At 29.7% G+C, this 15,955-nt stretch carries 21 protein-coding genes; all 21 read left to right on the plus strand.

Annotated features, from left to right (window positions below):
• The first annotated feature begins 1 nt into the window (after position 1).
• The gene (gene spoIIIAC, locus DR024_RS15855) at positions 2 to 199 is read left to right on the plus strand and encodes a stage III sporulation protein AC (RefSeq protein WP_027097682.1); all 198 of its coding nucleotides are present in this window, start codon (positions 2 to 4) and stop codon (positions 197 to 199) included.
• A gap of 11 nt (positions 200 to 210) precedes the next feature.
• Positions 211 to 594: a stage III sporulation protein AD gene (spoIIIAD, locus tag DR024_RS15860; protein ID WP_055183895.1), complete on the plus strand. Its 384-nt coding sequence runs from the start codon at positions 211 to 213 to the stop codon at positions 592 to 594.
• An 8-nt stretch (positions 595 to 602) separates the two neighbouring features.
• Positions 603 to 1,814, plus strand: coding sequence for a stage III sporulation protein AE (spoIIIAE, locus tag DR024_RS15865; protein ID WP_027097684.1), 1,212 nt, complete (start codon positions 603 to 605; stop codon positions 1,812 to 1,814).
• 3 nt (positions 1,815 to 1,817) lie between these two features.
• Complete coding sequence (spoIIIAF, locus tag DR024_RS15870; protein ID WP_055183894.1) at positions 1,818 to 2,384, plus strand: stage III sporulation protein AF; 567 nt, start codon at positions 1,818 to 1,820, stop codon at positions 2,382 to 2,384.
• Positions 2,385 to 2,399: 15 nt separating this feature from the next.
• Entirely contained in the window at positions 2,400 to 2,987 is a 588-nt protein-coding gene (locus tag DR024_RS15875; RefSeq protein ID WP_027097686.1) for a stage III sporulation protein AG, read from the plus strand.
• A 38-nt stretch (positions 2,988 to 3,025) separates the two neighbouring features.
• Positions 3,026 to 3,547 (plus strand): SpoIIIAH-like family protein, encoded by a 522-nt coding sequence (locus DR024_RS15880; RefSeq protein WP_027097687.1) that lies wholly within the window; start codon positions 3,026 to 3,028, stop codon positions 3,545 to 3,547.
• An 84-nt stretch (positions 3,548 to 3,631) separates the two neighbouring features.
• Positions 3,632 to 4,015, plus strand: a complete 384-nt coding sequence (locus tag DR024_RS15885) for an Asp23/Gls24 family envelope stress response protein (protein WP_027097688.1) — start codon at positions 3,632 to 3,634, stop codon at positions 4,013 to 4,015.
• A 70-nt stretch (positions 4,016 to 4,085) separates the two neighbouring features.
• Entirely contained in the window at positions 4,086 to 4,388 is a 303-nt protein-coding gene (locus DR024_RS15890) for a Dabb family protein (RefSeq protein WP_027097689.1), read from the plus strand.
• Between the two features lie 12 nt (positions 4,389 to 4,400).
• Positions 4,401 to 5,057, plus strand: coding sequence for an HD domain-containing protein (locus DR024_RS15895; RefSeq protein WP_055183893.1), 657 nt, complete (start codon positions 4,401 to 4,403; stop codon positions 5,055 to 5,057).
• Between the two features lie 66 nt (positions 5,058 to 5,123).
• Complete coding sequence (locus DR024_RS15900) at positions 5,124 to 5,630, plus strand: DUF4825 domain-containing protein (RefSeq protein ID WP_055254666.1); 507 nt, start codon at positions 5,124 to 5,126, stop codon at positions 5,628 to 5,630.
• A gap of 201 nt (positions 5,631 to 5,831) precedes the next feature.
• Positions 5,832 to 6,284 (plus strand): GNAT family N-acetyltransferase, encoded by a 453-nt coding sequence (locus DR024_RS15905; RefSeq protein WP_027097692.1) that lies wholly within the window; start codon positions 5,832 to 5,834, stop codon positions 6,282 to 6,284.
• A 182-nt stretch (positions 6,285 to 6,466) separates the two neighbouring features.
• Positions 6,467 to 6,871 carry a transcription antitermination factor NusB gene (nusB, locus tag DR024_RS15910; protein WP_111919140.1) on the plus strand — a complete coding sequence of 135 codons (405 nt, stop codon included), beginning with the start codon at positions 6,467 to 6,469 and terminating at the stop codon, positions 6,869 to 6,871.
• 11 nt (positions 6,872 to 6,882) lie between these two features.
• Entirely contained in the window at positions 6,883 to 7,731 is an 849-nt protein-coding gene (locus tag DR024_RS15915) for a bifunctional methylenetetrahydrofolate dehydrogenase/methenyltetrahydrofolate cyclohydrolase (protein ID WP_111919142.1), read from the plus strand.
• Positions 7,721 to 8,917, plus strand: a complete 1,197-nt coding sequence (gene xseA, locus DR024_RS15920; protein WP_111919144.1) for an exodeoxyribonuclease VII large subunit — start codon at positions 7,721 to 7,723, stop codon at positions 8,915 to 8,917. The genes DR024_RS15915 and xseA overlap by 11 nt, the downstream gene beginning before the upstream one ends.
• A gap of 8 nt (positions 8,918 to 8,925) precedes the next feature.
• A complete protein-coding gene (locus tag DR024_RS15925; RefSeq protein WP_027097696.1) occupies positions 8,926 to 9,141 on the plus strand; it encodes an exodeoxyribonuclease VII small subunit in 216 nt (71 codons plus the stop codon).
• Positions 9,137 to 10,009: a polyprenyl synthetase family protein gene (locus DR024_RS15930; RefSeq protein WP_172458968.1), complete on the plus strand. Its 873-nt coding sequence runs from the start codon at positions 9,137 to 9,139 to the stop codon at positions 10,007 to 10,009. The genes DR024_RS15925 and DR024_RS15930 overlap by 5 nt, the downstream gene beginning before the upstream one ends.
• Positions 10,010 to 10,027: 18 nt before the next feature.
• Positions 10,028 to 11,884 (plus strand): 1-deoxy-D-xylulose-5-phosphate synthase, encoded by a 1,857-nt coding sequence (gene dxs, locus DR024_RS15935; protein ID WP_111919148.1) that lies wholly within the window; start codon positions 10,028 to 10,030, stop codon positions 11,882 to 11,884.
• A 15-nt stretch (positions 11,885 to 11,899) separates the two neighbouring features.
• Entirely contained in the window at positions 11,900 to 12,709 is an 810-nt protein-coding gene (locus DR024_RS15940; protein ID WP_111919150.1) for a TlyA family RNA methyltransferase, read from the plus strand.
• Positions 12,710 to 12,726: 17 nt separating this feature from the next.
• On the plus strand, positions 12,727 to 13,566 hold the full coding sequence (locus DR024_RS15945; protein WP_027097700.1) for an NAD(+)/NADH kinase: 840 nt from the start codon (positions 12,727 to 12,729) through the stop codon (positions 13,564 to 13,566).
• Between the two features lie 14 nt (positions 13,567 to 13,580).
• A complete protein-coding gene (locus tag DR024_RS15950; protein ID WP_027097701.1) occupies positions 13,581 to 14,030 on the plus strand; it encodes an arginine repressor in 450 nt (149 codons plus the stop codon).
• A 21-nt stretch (positions 14,031 to 14,051) separates the two neighbouring features.
• Positions 14,052 to 15,746 (plus strand): DNA repair protein RecN, encoded by a 1,695-nt coding sequence (recN, locus tag DR024_RS15955; RefSeq protein ID WP_055183884.1) that lies wholly within the window; start codon positions 14,052 to 14,054, stop codon positions 15,744 to 15,746.
• The last annotated feature ends 209 nt before the right edge of the window (positions 15,747 to 15,955 follow it).

The following is a 15,955-nucleotide window of genomic DNA, read 5'->3' on the forward strand; positions in this document are numbered from 1 at the left end:
TATGCTGGATTTAAGTATACTTTTTAAAATAGGTGGGGCAGGAATTATTTTGGTGATATTGGACAAGGTTTTAACTAGTAGTGGAAAAAGTGAAATAGCAGCTATCACTAACATAGCAGGAATAGTAATTATATTAATTATGATAATTTCATTAATTAGTAATTTGTTTAATACAGTAAAGACAATGTTTATGTTCTAGGTGATAGTAAGATGATGATTTTAAAGGTTATTTCCTTTGCGCTTGTTGCCCTATTTTTATATTTACTTTTTAAAGATAAAAGAGGAGACCTAGCAGCCTTAATTCTTTTAGCTGCTGGTGTAGTGATTTTTATATATTGTATTTCACAAGTTAGTGAAGTAGTTAATTTCCTGAAGAACATAGCTGATAGAGCAGGTATAGATACAGTTTATATACAGATAGTACTTAAGATATTAGCTATAGCATATCTGGCCAGTTTTGCAAGTGAAATATGCAAGGATGCAGGGGCTGGAAGTTTAGCATCCAAGGTTGAGTTTTCAGGGAAGATGTTCATACTAGTTTTAGCAATTCCAATATTGATGGCTGTATTAGACTCTATATTACAAATTTTGTAGGTGTAAATATGAAGAGATTTAAGAGACTTATGATTTTATTAGTGATAAACATATGTATTTTTTCTATCATATCTCCAACAGCTATAGTTAATGCAGAAGAAGAAGAAAATAAATCGGCTATTGAGACAATAGTAGATGAGGGAATGATAGATCCTGAAACAAATAAAGATTTAATGGGACTTTATGATTATATCAATAAGATGAAGGTAGATGTTGAGCTTATGAATGATCTTGACCCTGTTGAATATGTAAAAAGCTATATAACAAATGGAAAGGGTAACCTATCCTTTTCACAGTTAGGCAAGGCTGTAGTTTCTCTTCTATTTAAAGAAGTTGGTAGTGTATTAAAGCTTGCTATTTCAATGATAGTAATAGCTATATTATGTACCTTGTTAAAAAATCTACAGGATGCTTTTAGTACAAAAAGTATATCTCAGATAGCTTTTTATGCATGTTATGCAGTTATGGTTATGCTTCTTTCAAAAAGCTTTTTAATATCAATATCTGTAGCAAAAGATGTTATTAATGGTGTAGCAGATTTTATGGCAGCAATTTTACCTGTTTTGGTTACAATGATAGCTTTAGCAGGAGGTGTTACTCAAGCAGCAACCATAGACCCAATTGTAATGGCAGCAGTTGTAATAATACCAAGGATATATGTAACTGTAATAATTCCATTAATTATGGTAGGTTTTGTTCTACAATTTGCTAACAATCTTTCGGAAGAGCATAAAATAGATAACCTGTGTAAATTATTAAAGCAGTGGACAGTATGGATCCAAGGAATAATAATTACCTCTTTTATAGCTCTTTTAACAATAAGAGGTATAACTAGTACAACGATAGATGCTGTTGCTTTAAAAACAACAAAATTTGCAGTAGATAATTTTATACCTATAGTAGGTAAAGCTTTTTCAGATGCAATTACATCAGTTGCTGGATATTCCTTAATTATAAAAAATGCAATAAGTGGAATTGGACTTATGGTTATAATACTTATCATTCTATATCCAATAATAAAAATGGTTCTTATGACATTTATATATAAAATGTCAGCAGCACTTGTAGAGCCAATAAGTGATAAAAGAATAACAAGTACAATTGCAGCAACAGGGGATTCATTGGTATTGTTGTTATCATGCGTTTTAAGCGTAAGTTTAATGTTCTTTGTTTTGTTAGCAATTATGGCCTCTGCTGGAAAGTTTATTGTGGGGGGATAAGAGATGGAGTTAATTAAAGGTTTTATAACAACACTTGTTACTACATTAATATTTATTACAGCTATAGAGCTTGTTGGACCAGATAACAGCATGAAAAAATATTTGAAGTTTGTAATGGGTCTAATACTGGTAGCTGTATTATTAAATCCAATTGTAAAGTTCTTTTCACAGGGGGAAACAGCCTTAACATCTATTATTGATCAATATGATAAAGAGATAGAAGAAGGCATAAGTAAAGAGGATACTACTATAGCAACACAGCAACTTAGAGAGGACAGTTTTAAGGATAACTTTAATAAAAACTGCATTAATAAGTTATTAAAAGAATTTAAAGATATGAATTTTGAAAGCGACCTTGATTGCATAGTAGATTTTGATAATATGACTTGTCAGATTAATGAATTACGTATAGGAATAAGCGAAAAAGGGGTTAAGAAAGTAAAGGAAGTTAAGATTGGGGAAGAGGAAAAAGATGTTAAGGAAGAGGATAGCATTCAAAAAGAGGTGAAGGATTTTCTTTCAGATGAATTAGAAATAAGTAAGGATAAGATAGTAGTGTATTATTTGTAAAAAGGAGGGATATCAATGGATTTTAAGAAGCTAAAGAATGAGGTTAGTAAATTATTTAAAAACAAGTATATGGGTAATATTCTTGCGGTGCTTTTAGTTATTGGTTTTATATTAATAGCCATTACCATTTTAGCGCCAGGACTTTTAAATGGTAAGAATGAAGTTCTCACTGAAGAAAATAATACAAAAGTAAACACTACTGCCTCTACTTATGAAGATAAACAAAAGATTGAACTTACAAACATTCTAAGAAAAATAGATGGAGTTGGAGAAGTTGATGTAATGATTAACTTTGAGAGTGGAGAAGAGAAGGTAGCAGCATATGATAGTACAAACCAAACAACAAAAACAGAAGAAACAGATACAAATGGTGGAAAGAGAGTTAGCGATCAGCAAAATGACACAACTAAGGTTGTAATGAGTAGTGAGTCTGGTGGAAATTCACCAGTAATTTTAAAAACATATAAGCCTAAGGTAATAGGCGTTGTTATTGCTGCAGAGGGTGCAGAAAGTAGCAAGGTTAGATATGACATAGAAAAAGCTGTATCTAGTTTATATGGGATATCAGTTGAAAAGGTTAATGTATATCCTATGGGGATTTAGCATATAATTCAATAGAAAGTTGATGGGAGGAATAAAAAATGACAAAAAAACAAGTTGGGATTATCTTTACTTTATTAGCATTAATAGTATGTACTGCTATTTTAGGAGCAAAATTAAATAATGGTGGTTTAAATGATGCTAGCGATTTAGCAGGGGCATTGGTTGAAGGGGAGAAAGATGAAGACAAGGATAAGGAAACAATCAGTCAAACAGATTTCTTTATAGATGCAAGAAGCACAAGAGAAAACAATGATGCCTCAGCTATACAAGGACTAAAAGATGTAGTTGAAAATGAGAAGACTTCACAATCACAAAAAGATGCTGCATCTGCACAGATTACAAAAATAACATTAAGACAAAGTCAACAAAAAACAATAGAAACAAATATAAAGAATAAAGGTTATAGTGATGCTATTTGTGAAATTTCTGATGATAGTAAAAAAGCTGACATAATAGTTAAGTCAGATAATCAGCTTACTGAAAAAGAAGGAGCTATAATCCAAGAGATAGTTCAAAGCGCTTGTGGAATTAGTGATGTTAATATTTCTGTGAAAAAATAATACATTGTAATATATTTTCTATTTTGATATAATTAACGTAAGATAATTTAGTTTTGTTTTACAAAGCTTAGGAGGGCGAACAAAATGCAAGATTTCAACAATGAAGAAAATGTTGGGGTTGTAAAAATATCCGACGAAGTTGTAAGTGTAATAGCTGGTATAGCAGCTGAAGAGATACAAGGAGTTGTAGGATTCCAACATACTGGAGTTTCTAATAATATAACTCAAATTTTTAAAGGAAAAAAAGCAGTAGGTAAAGCTGTAAAGGTTACTTTAGAAGAAGATAGAGCTACTATTGAACTTGAAGTTTCAGTTGAATATGGTGTAAGAATAATGGATGTCGTAGGCCAAGTTCAAGAGAACGTTAAGAAAACAGTAGAAGCTATGACAGGTTTAACTGTTAGTGGTGTAAATGTTTATGTACAAAATATTTACTTACCAAAGGAAGAAGAAAAAGTAGAAGAATAGTTTATAAAAGGAGTTATGCTTTATAGTATAATTCCTTTTTTTCGGTTTTATAAAAAATGGAGGTGGAGAAATGATAAAGCATATAGTTATGTGGAAATTAAAAGAAGAAGCAGAGGGGCACTCTAAAGAAGAAAATGCTAAATTAATAAAGAATATGTTAGAAGGATTAAAGGATAAAATTAAGGAAATAGTAAAAATTGAGGTTGGTATAGATTTTAATAAATCTGAACAAGCCTATGATATAGTTTTATATTCAGAATTTAACTGTAAGGAAGATTTAGATAGTTACCAAATAAATCCTAAACATGTAGAGGTTGCTTCTTATGTTAAAAAGGTTACTAATTCAAGAATTGTTGCAGACTATATAGTTTAAGTTAGGAGAACTATGGATAAGAAAGATATTATAAAACAAACGAAGAGATATGTAAAAGATAAACTTATAAATGAAGGGAGTGGACATGATTGGTTCCATATAGAAAGGGTATATAATACCTCAAAAGCTATTTATAAAAAAGAAGGGGGAGACATATTTATTATTGAAATGTGCGCTCTACTTCATGATATTGGAGACTGGAAATTTTCTAATGATAATAAAACAGAAACTAAGGAAATAGAAGCTTTATTAGAGAATCTTCAAGTTAAGAAAAGTGATAGGGATAGGATTATAAAAATAATAAAAAAAATTTCATTTAAAGGAGGCATTGTTGATTCTTCTCAAGAGTGTATAGAAGGGAAGATTGTTCAAGATGCTGATAGATTAGATGCAATTGGAGCTATTGGTATAGCAAGAACCTTTACCTATGGAGGATATAAAAATAATCCTATATATGATCCAGATATAAGTATTAATAGTTATAATTCTCTAGAAGAAGTGAAAAATAAAAAAAGTACAACAATAAATCATTTCTATGAAAAATTATTAAAGCTTAAAGATAAGATGAACACAACCGAAGGAAAAAGAATAGCAGAAGAAAGACATAAGTTTATGGAGAATTATTTAAATGAATTCTTTCTAGAGTGGAATTTTGCTAAAGATAAATAAAAAAGACATATTGCATGTAAAAATATGGTAATATAGTAATGGGATTATATGTGGGAGGTATATTCTATGAGAAAAAAGATTTCCATAATTATATTATTGTGTTTACTTATGATTACTGTTACAGGGTGTAGTACTAAGAAAGATAATGTGTTATCAACTGCAGAAGTAAAAATTGAATCATTAAAGAAATATGAGAATTCTAAATTAGAAGATAATAAAGCATATGATATATTAAAGAAGCTACCAGGTGAACTCTATGTAGATAAAGTTCAAAGGGTAAAAGATTCAAATGATATTGAAGTTGAATATGCTATTAGAGCTAATGATAAGGATGAGTATGCTAGCTTTTGGGAGAATCCACAAAATGTGCTTCAAAAGAATAGCGCAATTTTATTTACATTAATAGAGGACGTTGATAATATATCTTTTAAAGTAGGGGACATAGAGAAAAAAAGTTATAATTATTCAAGATCGTATATAGAAGCAGTATTAGGACAGTATATGGATAAGATGCTTGAAGATGAAGAGACGTGGAATAAATTTAATGAGTTAAAAGTTATTGTAGCAAAATAAAATTGGTGGAGAAACTACAGAGATGTAGTTTCTTTTTTTGAAATAAAATTAAGTTATAAATATATAAATATGTATTTAAGTATTTATATATTTATAAGAAGTTAAAAATATATAAATATGTTGAATAGAAATTATGCTGTAAAGAATTGGATAAGTGATTTATAATTTATTGTATTAGAAGTGGTTTAGGGGGATTGTTATATGAAAATTAATTTAAGAGATATTAATGAAGAGAATTGGTTAGAGTGTATAGCTTTAACAACAGACAAAAGCAATCAGCATTTTGTATTTGAAGAATTTATTCCATCTAATACTTTATCCCTAGCTCAATCTAAAATAGAAAATGGATGGATTACAAAAGGAATATATGATGAAGATAAAATCATTGGATTTACTATGTATGGATATTGCTATGAGGATAATTTTTATGAGTTATGTAGATTAATGATCCATCATAAATATCAAGGAAGAGGTTATGGTAAAGAAGCAATTAAAATAATAATAGAAGAAATGAAAAAGCTTAAAGAATGCAAGGAAATATTTTTATCATTCTATCCAGAAAATATAAAAGCTAAAAATCTTTATGAAGATGTTGGGTTTAAAAATACAGGAGAAATTATAAATGGAGAGCTGTTATATTCCTTAAAGCTTTAAAGAATAATTTGTAATAAATATAACTATATGGTTTCGAGATGATAAAATAGTTAATAATGGGTGATTTTTTGTGGAAAGCTTAGTTCCCTTGTGATAAAATAATAAAAGTCGTTTATTATATTTTTATAAAGTCTATAATAAAGGTAATAAATATTTATATAGATTTAAATTTGGAGGAAATAATGAGTAGAAAAGATTCAAGAGAAAAAGCATTAGAATTAGTATTTGGAATGACCTTAAGTAAAGATACACCACAAGAAGTTATAGAAATGTTCAAAGAGAACAGTGAAGAATGTCTAGATGGTATAGATTTTGGTTACATAAATAATATATTACAAGGAATTAATGAAAAGAGAGCTGAGTTAGATGCAATAATAGAAAAGAATTTACAAAACTGGAAGCTTGACAGAATTTCTAAAATTAATCTTTGCATTTTAGAAATGGGAATATATGAAATGCTTTATGTAGAAGATGTTCCAGAAAAGGTTGCTTTAAATGAAGCACTAGAATTAACAAAGAGATATTCAGATGAAAAGTCAGTTTCATTTGTTAACGGAGTTTTAGATAAGGTTCTAAAAAATATATAGGGGGAAATAAAATGGGGCAAATTATAAATGGTAGAGAAATTGCAACTAATATAAAAGAAGAAATAAAGAGCTATGTAGACAAAAGAATAAAAGAAGGAAAAGATATTCCTCAAATAGCATCAATTCTTGTAGGAAATGATGGTGGTTCTATTTATTACATGAATAGTCAAGAGAAGGTTGCTACATCTTTAGGAATTCTTTTTAAGAGAGTTGAACTTTCAGAGGATACATCCAAAGAAGAATTGTTAAATACTATTGATAAATTAAATGAAGACAAGAAAGTTCATGGTATTATAATTCAACTTCCTCTACCAAAAGGTATTGATGAAAAGGAAGCAGTAGCTAGAATATCTCCTAAAAAAGATATTGACTGCTTAACTTTTGAATCACAAGGTAAGTTATATATGGGCGAAGATGGTTTCTTACCTTGTACCCCGAATTCAGTTGTCACCCTAATTAAAAGTTTAGGTATTAATTTGAGCGGAAAAGAAGCAGTTGTTATTGGTAGAAGTAATATAGTTGGAAAGCCTGTAGCGCAACTGTTACTAAAGGAGAATGCTACAGTAACTATATGTCATTCAAGAACTAAGGATTTAAAAGAGGTTTGTAAAAGAGCTGATATTTTAGTTGTAGCAATAGGTAAACCTAAATTCTTAGATGAGACTTATGTAAAAGAAGGTGCAGTAGTTATAGATGTTGGAACTTCATCCTTTGAAGGTAAAATAACAGGAGATGTAGATTTTGACAAAGTTATAGATAAGGCTTCATATTTAACTCCAGTACCAGGAGGAGTAGGAGCATTAACTACAACACTTTTAATAAAAAATGCTTGCAAGGCGGCAGAAGAGTATGAAGATTAAGACTTTAACTGTTAGTGAGGTTAATAATTATTTAAAACGAATAATAGATAATGATTTTATACTTAATAATCTCTCTGTAAAAGGAGAGATTTCTAATTTAAAATACCATTCTAGTGGACATATTTATTTTTCTCTTAAGGATGAAGGGGGGAAAATAAACTGTGTTATGTTTAGAAGTAAGGCAATTATGCTTAATCTTACTTTAGAAGAAGGAATGGGAGTAGTAATTGGAGGAAGAGCTTCTATTTACCCTCAAAATGGTAGTATACAGCTTTATTGCGATACTATTGAACAGGAAGGTAGAGGGGAACTTTACATAAAGTTTGAAAGATTAAAAGAAAAACTTAGTAAAGAAGGATACTTTGATGAAGAATTAAAAAAAGAAGTACCTAAGTTTCCTAGTAGAGTAGGAATAGTTACATCTCCAACTGGTGCTGCAATTAGAGATATTATAAATGTTTCTAGAAGAAGAAATAGATTAGTAGATTTAGTGCTTTATCCAGCTAAGGTTCAAGGAATTGGAGCTTACAAGGAAGTTATTGATGGTATAAAATACTTTAATAGAACTAAATCAGTAGATGTAATAATAATAGGTAGAGGTGGAGGTTCTATAGAAGAACTATGGAACTTTAATGAAGAAGAATTAGCAAAGGCTATATTTAAATCGAAAATACCTATAATATCAGCTGTTGGACATGAAGTGGATTTTACTATTTCTGATTTTGTGAGTGATGTAAGAGCAGCTACTCCATCACAAGGAGCTGAAATAGCTATACCTTTGCAATCAGATATAGAAGATGCAATAGAATATATGAATAATAGAATGGGAAGTATTATAGCTAACAAGCTTCAATTAGAAAAAAATAAGGTGGATTCATTAAGCAGAATACTTAAGTTAAACTCACCTATGACTAGGATTGTTAATAATTATATGGTAGTAGAAAAGCTTAAAGAAAGGCTCAATTCTAACATAGTTAACAAGATTAATCTTGAAAAAGAAAAATTATCTGGACTAAATAATCTTTTAATGGCACAAAATCCATGTAACCTACTTAATAAAGGTTATGCTATAATAGAGGATGAAAGTGGTGTTATAAATACCGTAAAAAGAATGTCAGAGGAGAAAGAAATAAATGTTTTCTTAGCTGATGGCCTAGTAAAAGGTAAGTTTAGCCCTGATAAATAGGAGGATTTATGGCAAAAAAAGAGAGTTATGAAGAAATGCTTCAAAAGCTTCAAGGAGTTTTAGGAGAATTAGAAAATGGGGAACTTTCTCTAGAGGAATCTATGAAATCCTATGAAGAGGGAGTAAAAATAGTTAATAAATTATATAAAACTTTAAATACACTAGAAGGCAAAATTTCTATTATAAAAGAAGAAAAAGAAGTGGAGTTTGAAGATGGTAATTAAGATTGACCAGTGTAAAAGGGATATAGAAGAATATTTAAGTAATTATTTTTTGGAAAAAGGAAGTTATAATAAGAAAATTTATGATGCAGCAAGTTATAGTTTAAATATTGGTGGAAAAAGAATAAGACCAATATTACTTTTATTAACATATAGTTTATATAAAGTATCCTATAAAGAAGTATTGCCTATGGCAGCTGCAATAGAAATGATTCACACTTATTCTTTAATTCATGATGATCTTCCAGCAATGGATAATGACGATTTAAGAAGAGGCAAACCAACAAACCATAAAGTTTTTGGAGAGTCTATAGCAATATTAGCTGGAGATGCATTATTAAATGAAGCTATGATTTTAATGATGGATTATTCACTAAAATCAGGAAAGAATGCATTAAGAGCTTCAAAAGAAATAGCTAATGCAGCTGGTGCTGATGGTATGATTGGTGGTCAAGTTGTAGATATATTAAGTGAAGAAAAGGAAACACTATCAGAAGAAGAGTTAAAATATATGCATTTAAAGAAAACAGGTGAACTTATAAGAAGTTCTATTGTTGCAGGTGCAATATTAGGGGATGCTAACGAAAGTGATATTGAAAAGCTTGATATTTTTGGTCAGAAACTAGGGTTAGCTTTTCAAATTAAAGATGATTTATTAGATGTTTTAGGTTCAGTAGATAAGTTAGGCAAAAACACTAATAAGGATGAGGATAAAAATAAGAGCAACTTTGTTACAATGTATGGTATAGACAGATGCGAATATATTTGCAAAGAGTTAACGGAAGAATGTATTTCTATACTAAATGATTTGACAGTAGATGCTAAATATCTAAAGGAGTTAACTTACAATCTTTTAGATAGAGAATATTAGTATAAAGGAAATGATAATATGACAAAGTTTTTAGATAATATGAAGTTTCCTGAAGATATTAAAATTCTAAATAATAATGAATTAGGATCTTTAGGGGAAGAAATAAGAGAGTTTCTTATAAATAGTGTATCTAAAACTGGAGGGCACTTAGCATCTAACTTAGGTGTAGTTGAATTAACACTTAGTCTTTTCAAGAGTTTTAATTTAGAAAAAGATAAAATAATATGGGATGTTGGACATCAAAGCTATGTTCATAAAATTTTAACTGGAAGAAAAGAAGGATTTAAGGTTCTTAGAAAGAAAGATGGAATGAGCGGATTTCCTAAGAGGAATGAAAGTAAATATGATGCATTTGATACGGGGCATAGTAGTACATCAATATCTGCAGCCTTAGGTATGGCAAGAGCTAGAGATCTAAAAAAAGAAGATTATAAAGTAGTTGCAGTAATAGGTGATGGAGCTTTAACTGGTGGAATGGCCATTGAAGCATTAAATGATGTTGGTTTCAATAAGACAGATATGATTATAGTTTTAAATGATAATCAAATGTCTATATCTCCAAATGTAGGAGGTATATCATCGTACCTTAATAAATTAAGAATGGAACCAGGATATAATAAACTTAAGATGGATATTAATTCAAGCTTAGGCAATAGCTCTGTAGGAAAAGCAGTTATTCATTCATTATCAAAATTAAAAGATAGTGTTAAACAATTAGTTGTCCCTTCAATGTTGTTTGAAGATATGGGAATAAAATATATAGGGCCTATAGATGGTCATGATATACCAACAATGGTTGAAATGTTTAATAAAGCTAAAGAGATAAATGGACCTGTAATTATACATACCATAACTAAAAAAGGTAAAGGATATGATTTTGCAGAAAAAAGTCCATGGAAATATCATGGTGTTTCTCCTTTTGATTTAGAGAGTGGGGAACCTAATATATCTCCATCAAATAGCTATTCAAAAGCCTTTGGAAAATCTTTAATAGGAATTGCAAAAGAGGATAAAGACGTTGTAGCAATAACAGCAGCGATGCCAGATGGTACAGGTCTTAGATGCTTCTATAAGGAGTTCCCTGATAGATTATTTGATGTAGGAATAGCAGAACAACATGCAGTTACTTTAGCTGCAGGAATGGCTTGTAGTGGCTTAAAACCTGTGTTTGCAGTATACTCAACTTTCTTGCAAAGAGCATTTGACCAAGTTATACATGATGTATGCATACAAAACCTACCTGTTGTTTTTTGCATAGATAGAGCAGGTATTGTTGGAGATGATGGTGAAACTCATCAAGGAATTATGGATATATCATTTTTATCAATGATTCCTAACATGACTATTATGGCACCAAAGTGTTTAGAAGAAGTTGATGTGTTACTTAGATGGGCCTTAGCTAAAGGAACACCAGTTGCTATAAGATATCCTAGAGGTGGAGATGAAGTAAATGGCTTGTTTCCTATAAGTAAAGTAGAACTAGGTAAGTGGGAAACATTAAATAAAGGTGAAAAAGTAGCAATAATAGCTACTGGAAAAATGGTTCAACATGCTTTAAAAGCAAAAAAAATATTAGAAGAAAAAAATGTTAACCCAAGTATAATTAATGCTACCTTTATTAAGCCAATAGATACAGATTTAATAAGAGAACTATCTAAAGAAGGTTACCACATAGTAACTGTAGAAGATAATATGAAAAATGGCGGTTTAGGTACTCTAGTATTAAAAGAGTTAACTAACTGTGGACATAAAGGTAAATTTGTAAACTTAGGATACGATGATAAATTTATAAATCAAGGTAGTGTAGATCTTCTATATGAGGATAATGGTTTAGATGGAAAAGGAATAGCAGATACTGTGCTTAAACTTATATAATATAAGGAGAAGATTATGGCAGATAAGAAAGAAAGACTAGATATTCTATTAGTTGATAGAGGAATAATTACATCTAGAGAAAGAGCTAAAACATCAATAATGGCTGGTAAGGTTTTTGTAGATGGAAGAAGAGTTGATAAGGCAGGAGAAAAGGTTCCAGTAACAGCTAATATTGAATATAAAGGTGAAAAATTACCTTATGTAAGTAGAGGGGGATTAAAGCTTGAGAAGGCAATGAAAAACTTTCCTATTACATTAGAAGGTAAAGTATGTATGGATATTGGTGCATCAACAGGTGGATTTACGGACTGTATGCTACAAAATGGTGCAAGTAAGGTCTTTTCTATAGATGTTGGATATGGTCAGTTTGCATGGAAGCTTAGAACTGATGAAAGAGTTGTTTGTATGGAAAGAACAAACATAAGATATGTTAAACCTGAAGACTTAGGAGAACTTGTAGATTTTGCTTCTATAGATGTATCATTTATATCATTAAAAAAGATAATGCCTGCAACTGTAGAACTTTTAAAGGATAAAGGTGAAGTTGTAGCTTTAATTAAGCCACAATTTGAAGCAGGTAAAGAAAAAGTAGGAAAAAAAGGTGTTGTAAGAGACATTGAAGTACATAAAGAAGTAGTATTTGGAATTATTGATTATTTAATTGAACATAATCTTAATGTATTAGGAGTTAGTTATTCTCCTATAAAGGGACCTGAAGGAAACATAGAGTATTTAGTTTATTTTACTAAGGATATGGAAAGAGAAAGTACTTTTGTTAGGGAAGATGTGGATAAGGTTGTAGAAGCATCTCATACTGAAATATAATTTTCTTGGGGGAAAGTATGAAAAGAATAGGGATAGCCATAAATCCTACTAAAGATAAAAATGATGAGATATTAAATATGGTTAAAAAGAAGTTTGAAATGAATTTCGATTTAGAGGAGATAAGAATTTTTAATTCATTCCAGATTAAAGATGAAGAGTTTAAAACCCCTTTAGATTTACTTGTTGTCTTAGGGGGAGATGGCACACTCCTAAATGTAGCAAGAGAAATTAGTAAAAAAACTTCATTACCTATTTTCGGTATCAATATTGGAAATCTAGGTTTTCTGTCTAGTACAGAAATTTCAGATATAGATAGAGCAATAGAAAAATTAAAAAAAGATGAATATAATCTTGATGATAGAATGCTTCTTAAATATGAAACCATGAAAGATGGAGAAGTTATTGAAGAACATGCATTAAATGATGTAGTTGTAGCAAGAGGCACACTTTCAAGAATGGTAAAGTTTCAAGTCTTTGTAGATGGAAAGCTTTATTCAACTTTTAAGGGTGATGGATTAATTGTTGCAACTCCAACTGGATCAACAGCATATTCATTTTCTGCAGGGGGGCCTTTTATTTATCCAAATCTTGATTTAATAACCTTAACTCCAATTTGTCCTCATACCAAAAGTATGCCTACAATGGTTTTAAGTGGAGAAAGTAAAATTGAGATTATACCTGAAAATGGGGAAGAAGAAATTTATTTAACAGTGGATGGTCAAAAAGCTACAAAGGTTGAACAAAGAACTAAGATAAAGGTTGAAAGAGCAGAAAAAAGTGTTCAAGTTCTTTTGTTTAAGGATTATGATTATTTTAAAGTGTTAAGGACAAAAATCTTAAATAATTCTAAGGAATGAGATGGTGAGAAAATTTGAAATCAAAAAGACATTTAAAGATTTTGGAAATAATAGCTCAAAGAGATATTGAGACACAAGAAGATTTAGCAGAAACGTTAAAATCTGAAGGTTTTGATGTGACTCAAGCTACAGTATCTAGAGATATAAAAAACTTAAAGCTTATAAAAATGCAAGGGCCTTCAGGAAAGTATAAATATGCTGTTCCAAAGACAAATGAAAATAATATGTCAGATAAATTAACTAACGTTTTAGCTAATTTAACTACTTCAGTTGAAAATATAGATAAAATGGTAGTTGTAAAGACTGTATCTGCAGGCGCAGCTCCAGTTGCAGAAGCTATTGATAGTTTTGGATTTGATGAGATTGCTGGAACAATTGCAGGTGAAAATACAATATTTATAATGCTTAGAACTACTGAAGGCGCAGAAGAATTAGTAGTTAAAATAAGAAATTTAATATCTTAAGGGTTAAAAAGGTGGGGTAGAATGTTAATTAGATTAAACATTAAAAATTTTGCTCTAATTGAAGAAATAACTGTTGAGTTTAGTGAAGGATTCAATATACTATCAGGAGAAACTGGTGCAGGTAAATCTATTCTTATTGATGCTATTGATTATGTTTTAGGTGGAAAGTTCTCAAAGGATCTAATAAGAACAGGAGAAGAAAGAACCTTCGTTGAAGCAATTTTTTCAATAGACAATGACAATGTTAACCATGTATTAGATGAGTTAGGTATCGAGTATGATGATATGCTAATAATATCAAGAGAAACTTTATTATCTGGTAAGAGCATAATAAAAGTAAATGGAAGAAGTTTAATTATAACTCAGCTTAAAAGAATAAGAGAAAAGATATTAGATATTCATGGACAGCATCAAAATCAAAGTTTACTACAAAGAAGTAGTCATATTTTATACTTAGATAATTATATTGGAGAAGATATAGAAGAGCCTTTAAATAAATTTTTAAATTTAAAAGAAGAACTATCAAAAATTAAAGAAAAAATTAATAAAATTAAAGGTGCTGAGGACAGAGATAAGCTAATTGACTATACTAAATTCCAAATTGAAGATATAGAAAAAGGTAAATTAAAAATTGGTGAAGAGGAAGATCTAAAAGAAGAGTACAATGTTTTAAATAATGCAGAAAAAATAAACAATGCTCTTAGAATAAGTTATGGACTTTTAAGCCAAAGAGAAGATGGAAATTCAATTTTAGAATCTCTTTCGAAGGTAATAAGTGAAGTTTCTTCAGTGGAAAATCATCTTGAAGCTTTAAAAGAAAAGAGAGAATTATTAGAAGGTGCTTATTTTAGCTTAGAAGAGGCTACAAGAGATATTAGAGATCTTGGTGATGAAATAGTCTATGATGATGTTAGACTTGGTAAAATCAACGAGAGAATCTATGAAATTAATACATATAAGAAGAAGTATGGCGGTTCAGTAGAAGAAGTGCTAGCTTATCATAAAAAATTAAAAGAAAAATATGATGAGTTAATTAATGCTGAAGAAATACTAAATGAATTAACTGAAAAAGAAAGCCAAATTTTAAGTGACATGAAAAATGTAGGTGAAAAGCTACATGAAATAAGACAAAAATACAGTCCTTCATTAGAAGAAAAAATTCTTAGAGAACTATCTTACGTTGGATTAGATAAGTCAAGAATGAAGATAGAAATAACCTTAGAGGATAATTATAATGAAAGAGGATTTGATGATGTTAGCTTTATGATATCTACAAATCCAGGAGAACCTTTAAAACCTCTTGAAAGAGTTTTATCAGGTGGAGAATTATCAAGAATAATGCTTGCACTTAAATGTGTATTTGCTGATAAGGATGAAATTTCAACTCTAATTTTCGATGAAATAGATACTGGAATTAGTGGAGCAGTTGGACAACGTGTTGGAGAAAAGATGTATCAAGTATCATTAGGACATCAAGTTTTATGTATAACACATCTTCCTCAAATAGCTATACTTTCAGATCATCACTATTTTGTTTCAAAGGAAGTAGTAAATGATAAAACTTATACAAGAATTAGAATGTTATCTATAGAAGATAAAATAAATCAAGTGGCATCAATGATGGGTGGTAATGGAGTAACAGAAGCTACCATACAAAACGTAAAAGAGATGCTAAAGTTTGCAGAGTCTAAAAAAGATGAAATTAAAAATCTTTAATATACATAAGTTATAATATATTGGTAAAAATAAAATCACAAGAGTTTGTGGTTTTATTTTTTTTGTTTTCCATAAAAAGAAACATAATTTTATGAAACCTTGTAACTAGGTATCAATTTTTTTCAAAAAGAGATATTTAAAAATTTTATATTTAATATTTGTCTATATTAGAAAAGTTCCTATAGAATATAATGCATGTCCAATGGGTA

The sequence above is a fragment of the Clostridium paraputrificum genome (assembly GCF_900447045.1).
Taxonomy (GTDB): Bacteria; Bacillota; Clostridia; order Clostridiales; family Clostridiaceae; genus Clostridium; species Clostridium paraputrificum.

Coding starts and splice junctions, on each gene's coding strand:
- spoIIIAC (WP_027097682.1), top strand. CDS start 2: ATGCTGGATTTAAGTATACTTTTTAAAATAGGTGGGGCAGGAATTATT.
- spoIIIAD (WP_055183895.1), top strand. CDS start 211: ATGATGATTTTAAAGGTTATTTCCTTTGCGCTTGTTGCCCTATTTTTA.
- spoIIIAE (WP_027097684.1), top strand. CDS start 603: ATGAAGAGATTTAAGAGACTTATGATTTTATTAGTGATAAACATATGT.
- spoIIIAF (WP_055183894.1), top strand. CDS start 1,818: ATGGAGTTAATTAAAGGTTTTATAACAACACTTGTTACTACATTAATA.
- DR024_RS15875 (WP_027097686.1), top strand. CDS start 2,400: ATGGATTTTAAGAAGCTAAAGAATGAGGTTAGTAAATTATTTAAAAAC.
- DR024_RS15880 (WP_027097687.1), top strand. CDS start 3,026: ATGACAAAAAAACAAGTTGGGATTATCTTTACTTTATTAGCATTAATA.
- DR024_RS15885 (WP_027097688.1), top strand. CDS start 3,632: ATGCAAGATTTCAACAATGAAGAAAATGTTGGGGTTGTAAAAATATCC.
- DR024_RS15890 (WP_027097689.1), top strand. CDS start 4,086: ATGATAAAGCATATAGTTATGTGGAAATTAAAAGAAGAAGCAGAGGGG.
- DR024_RS15895 (WP_055183893.1), top strand. CDS start 4,401: ATGGATAAGAAAGATATTATAAAACAAACGAAGAGATATGTAAAAGAT.
- DR024_RS15900 (WP_055254666.1), top strand. CDS start 5,124: ATGAGAAAAAAGATTTCCATAATTATATTATTGTGTTTACTTATGATT.
- DR024_RS15905 (WP_027097692.1), top strand. CDS start 5,832: ATGAAAATTAATTTAAGAGATATTAATGAAGAGAATTGGTTAGAGTGT.
- nusB (WP_111919140.1), top strand. CDS start 6,467: ATGAGTAGAAAAGATTCAAGAGAAAAAGCATTAGAATTAGTATTTGGA.
- DR024_RS15915 (WP_111919142.1), top strand. CDS start 6,883: ATGGGGCAAATTATAAATGGTAGAGAAATTGCAACTAATATAAAAGAA.
- xseA (WP_111919144.1), top strand. CDS start 7,721: ATGAAGATTAAGACTTTAACTGTTAGTGAGGTTAATAATTATTTAAAA.
- DR024_RS15925 (WP_027097696.1), top strand. CDS start 8,926: ATGGCAAAAAAAGAGAGTTATGAAGAAATGCTTCAAAAGCTTCAAGGA.
- dxs (WP_111919148.1), top strand. CDS start 10,028: ATGACAAAGTTTTTAGATAATATGAAGTTTCCTGAAGATATTAAAATT.
- DR024_RS15940 (WP_111919150.1), top strand. CDS start 11,900: ATGGCAGATAAGAAAGAAAGACTAGATATTCTATTAGTTGATAGAGGA.
- DR024_RS15945 (WP_027097700.1), top strand. CDS start 12,727: ATGAAAAGAATAGGGATAGCCATAAATCCTACTAAAGATAAAAATGAT.
- recN (WP_055183884.1), top strand. CDS start 14,052: ATGTTAATTAGATTAAACATTAAAAATTTTGCTCTAATTGAAGAAATA.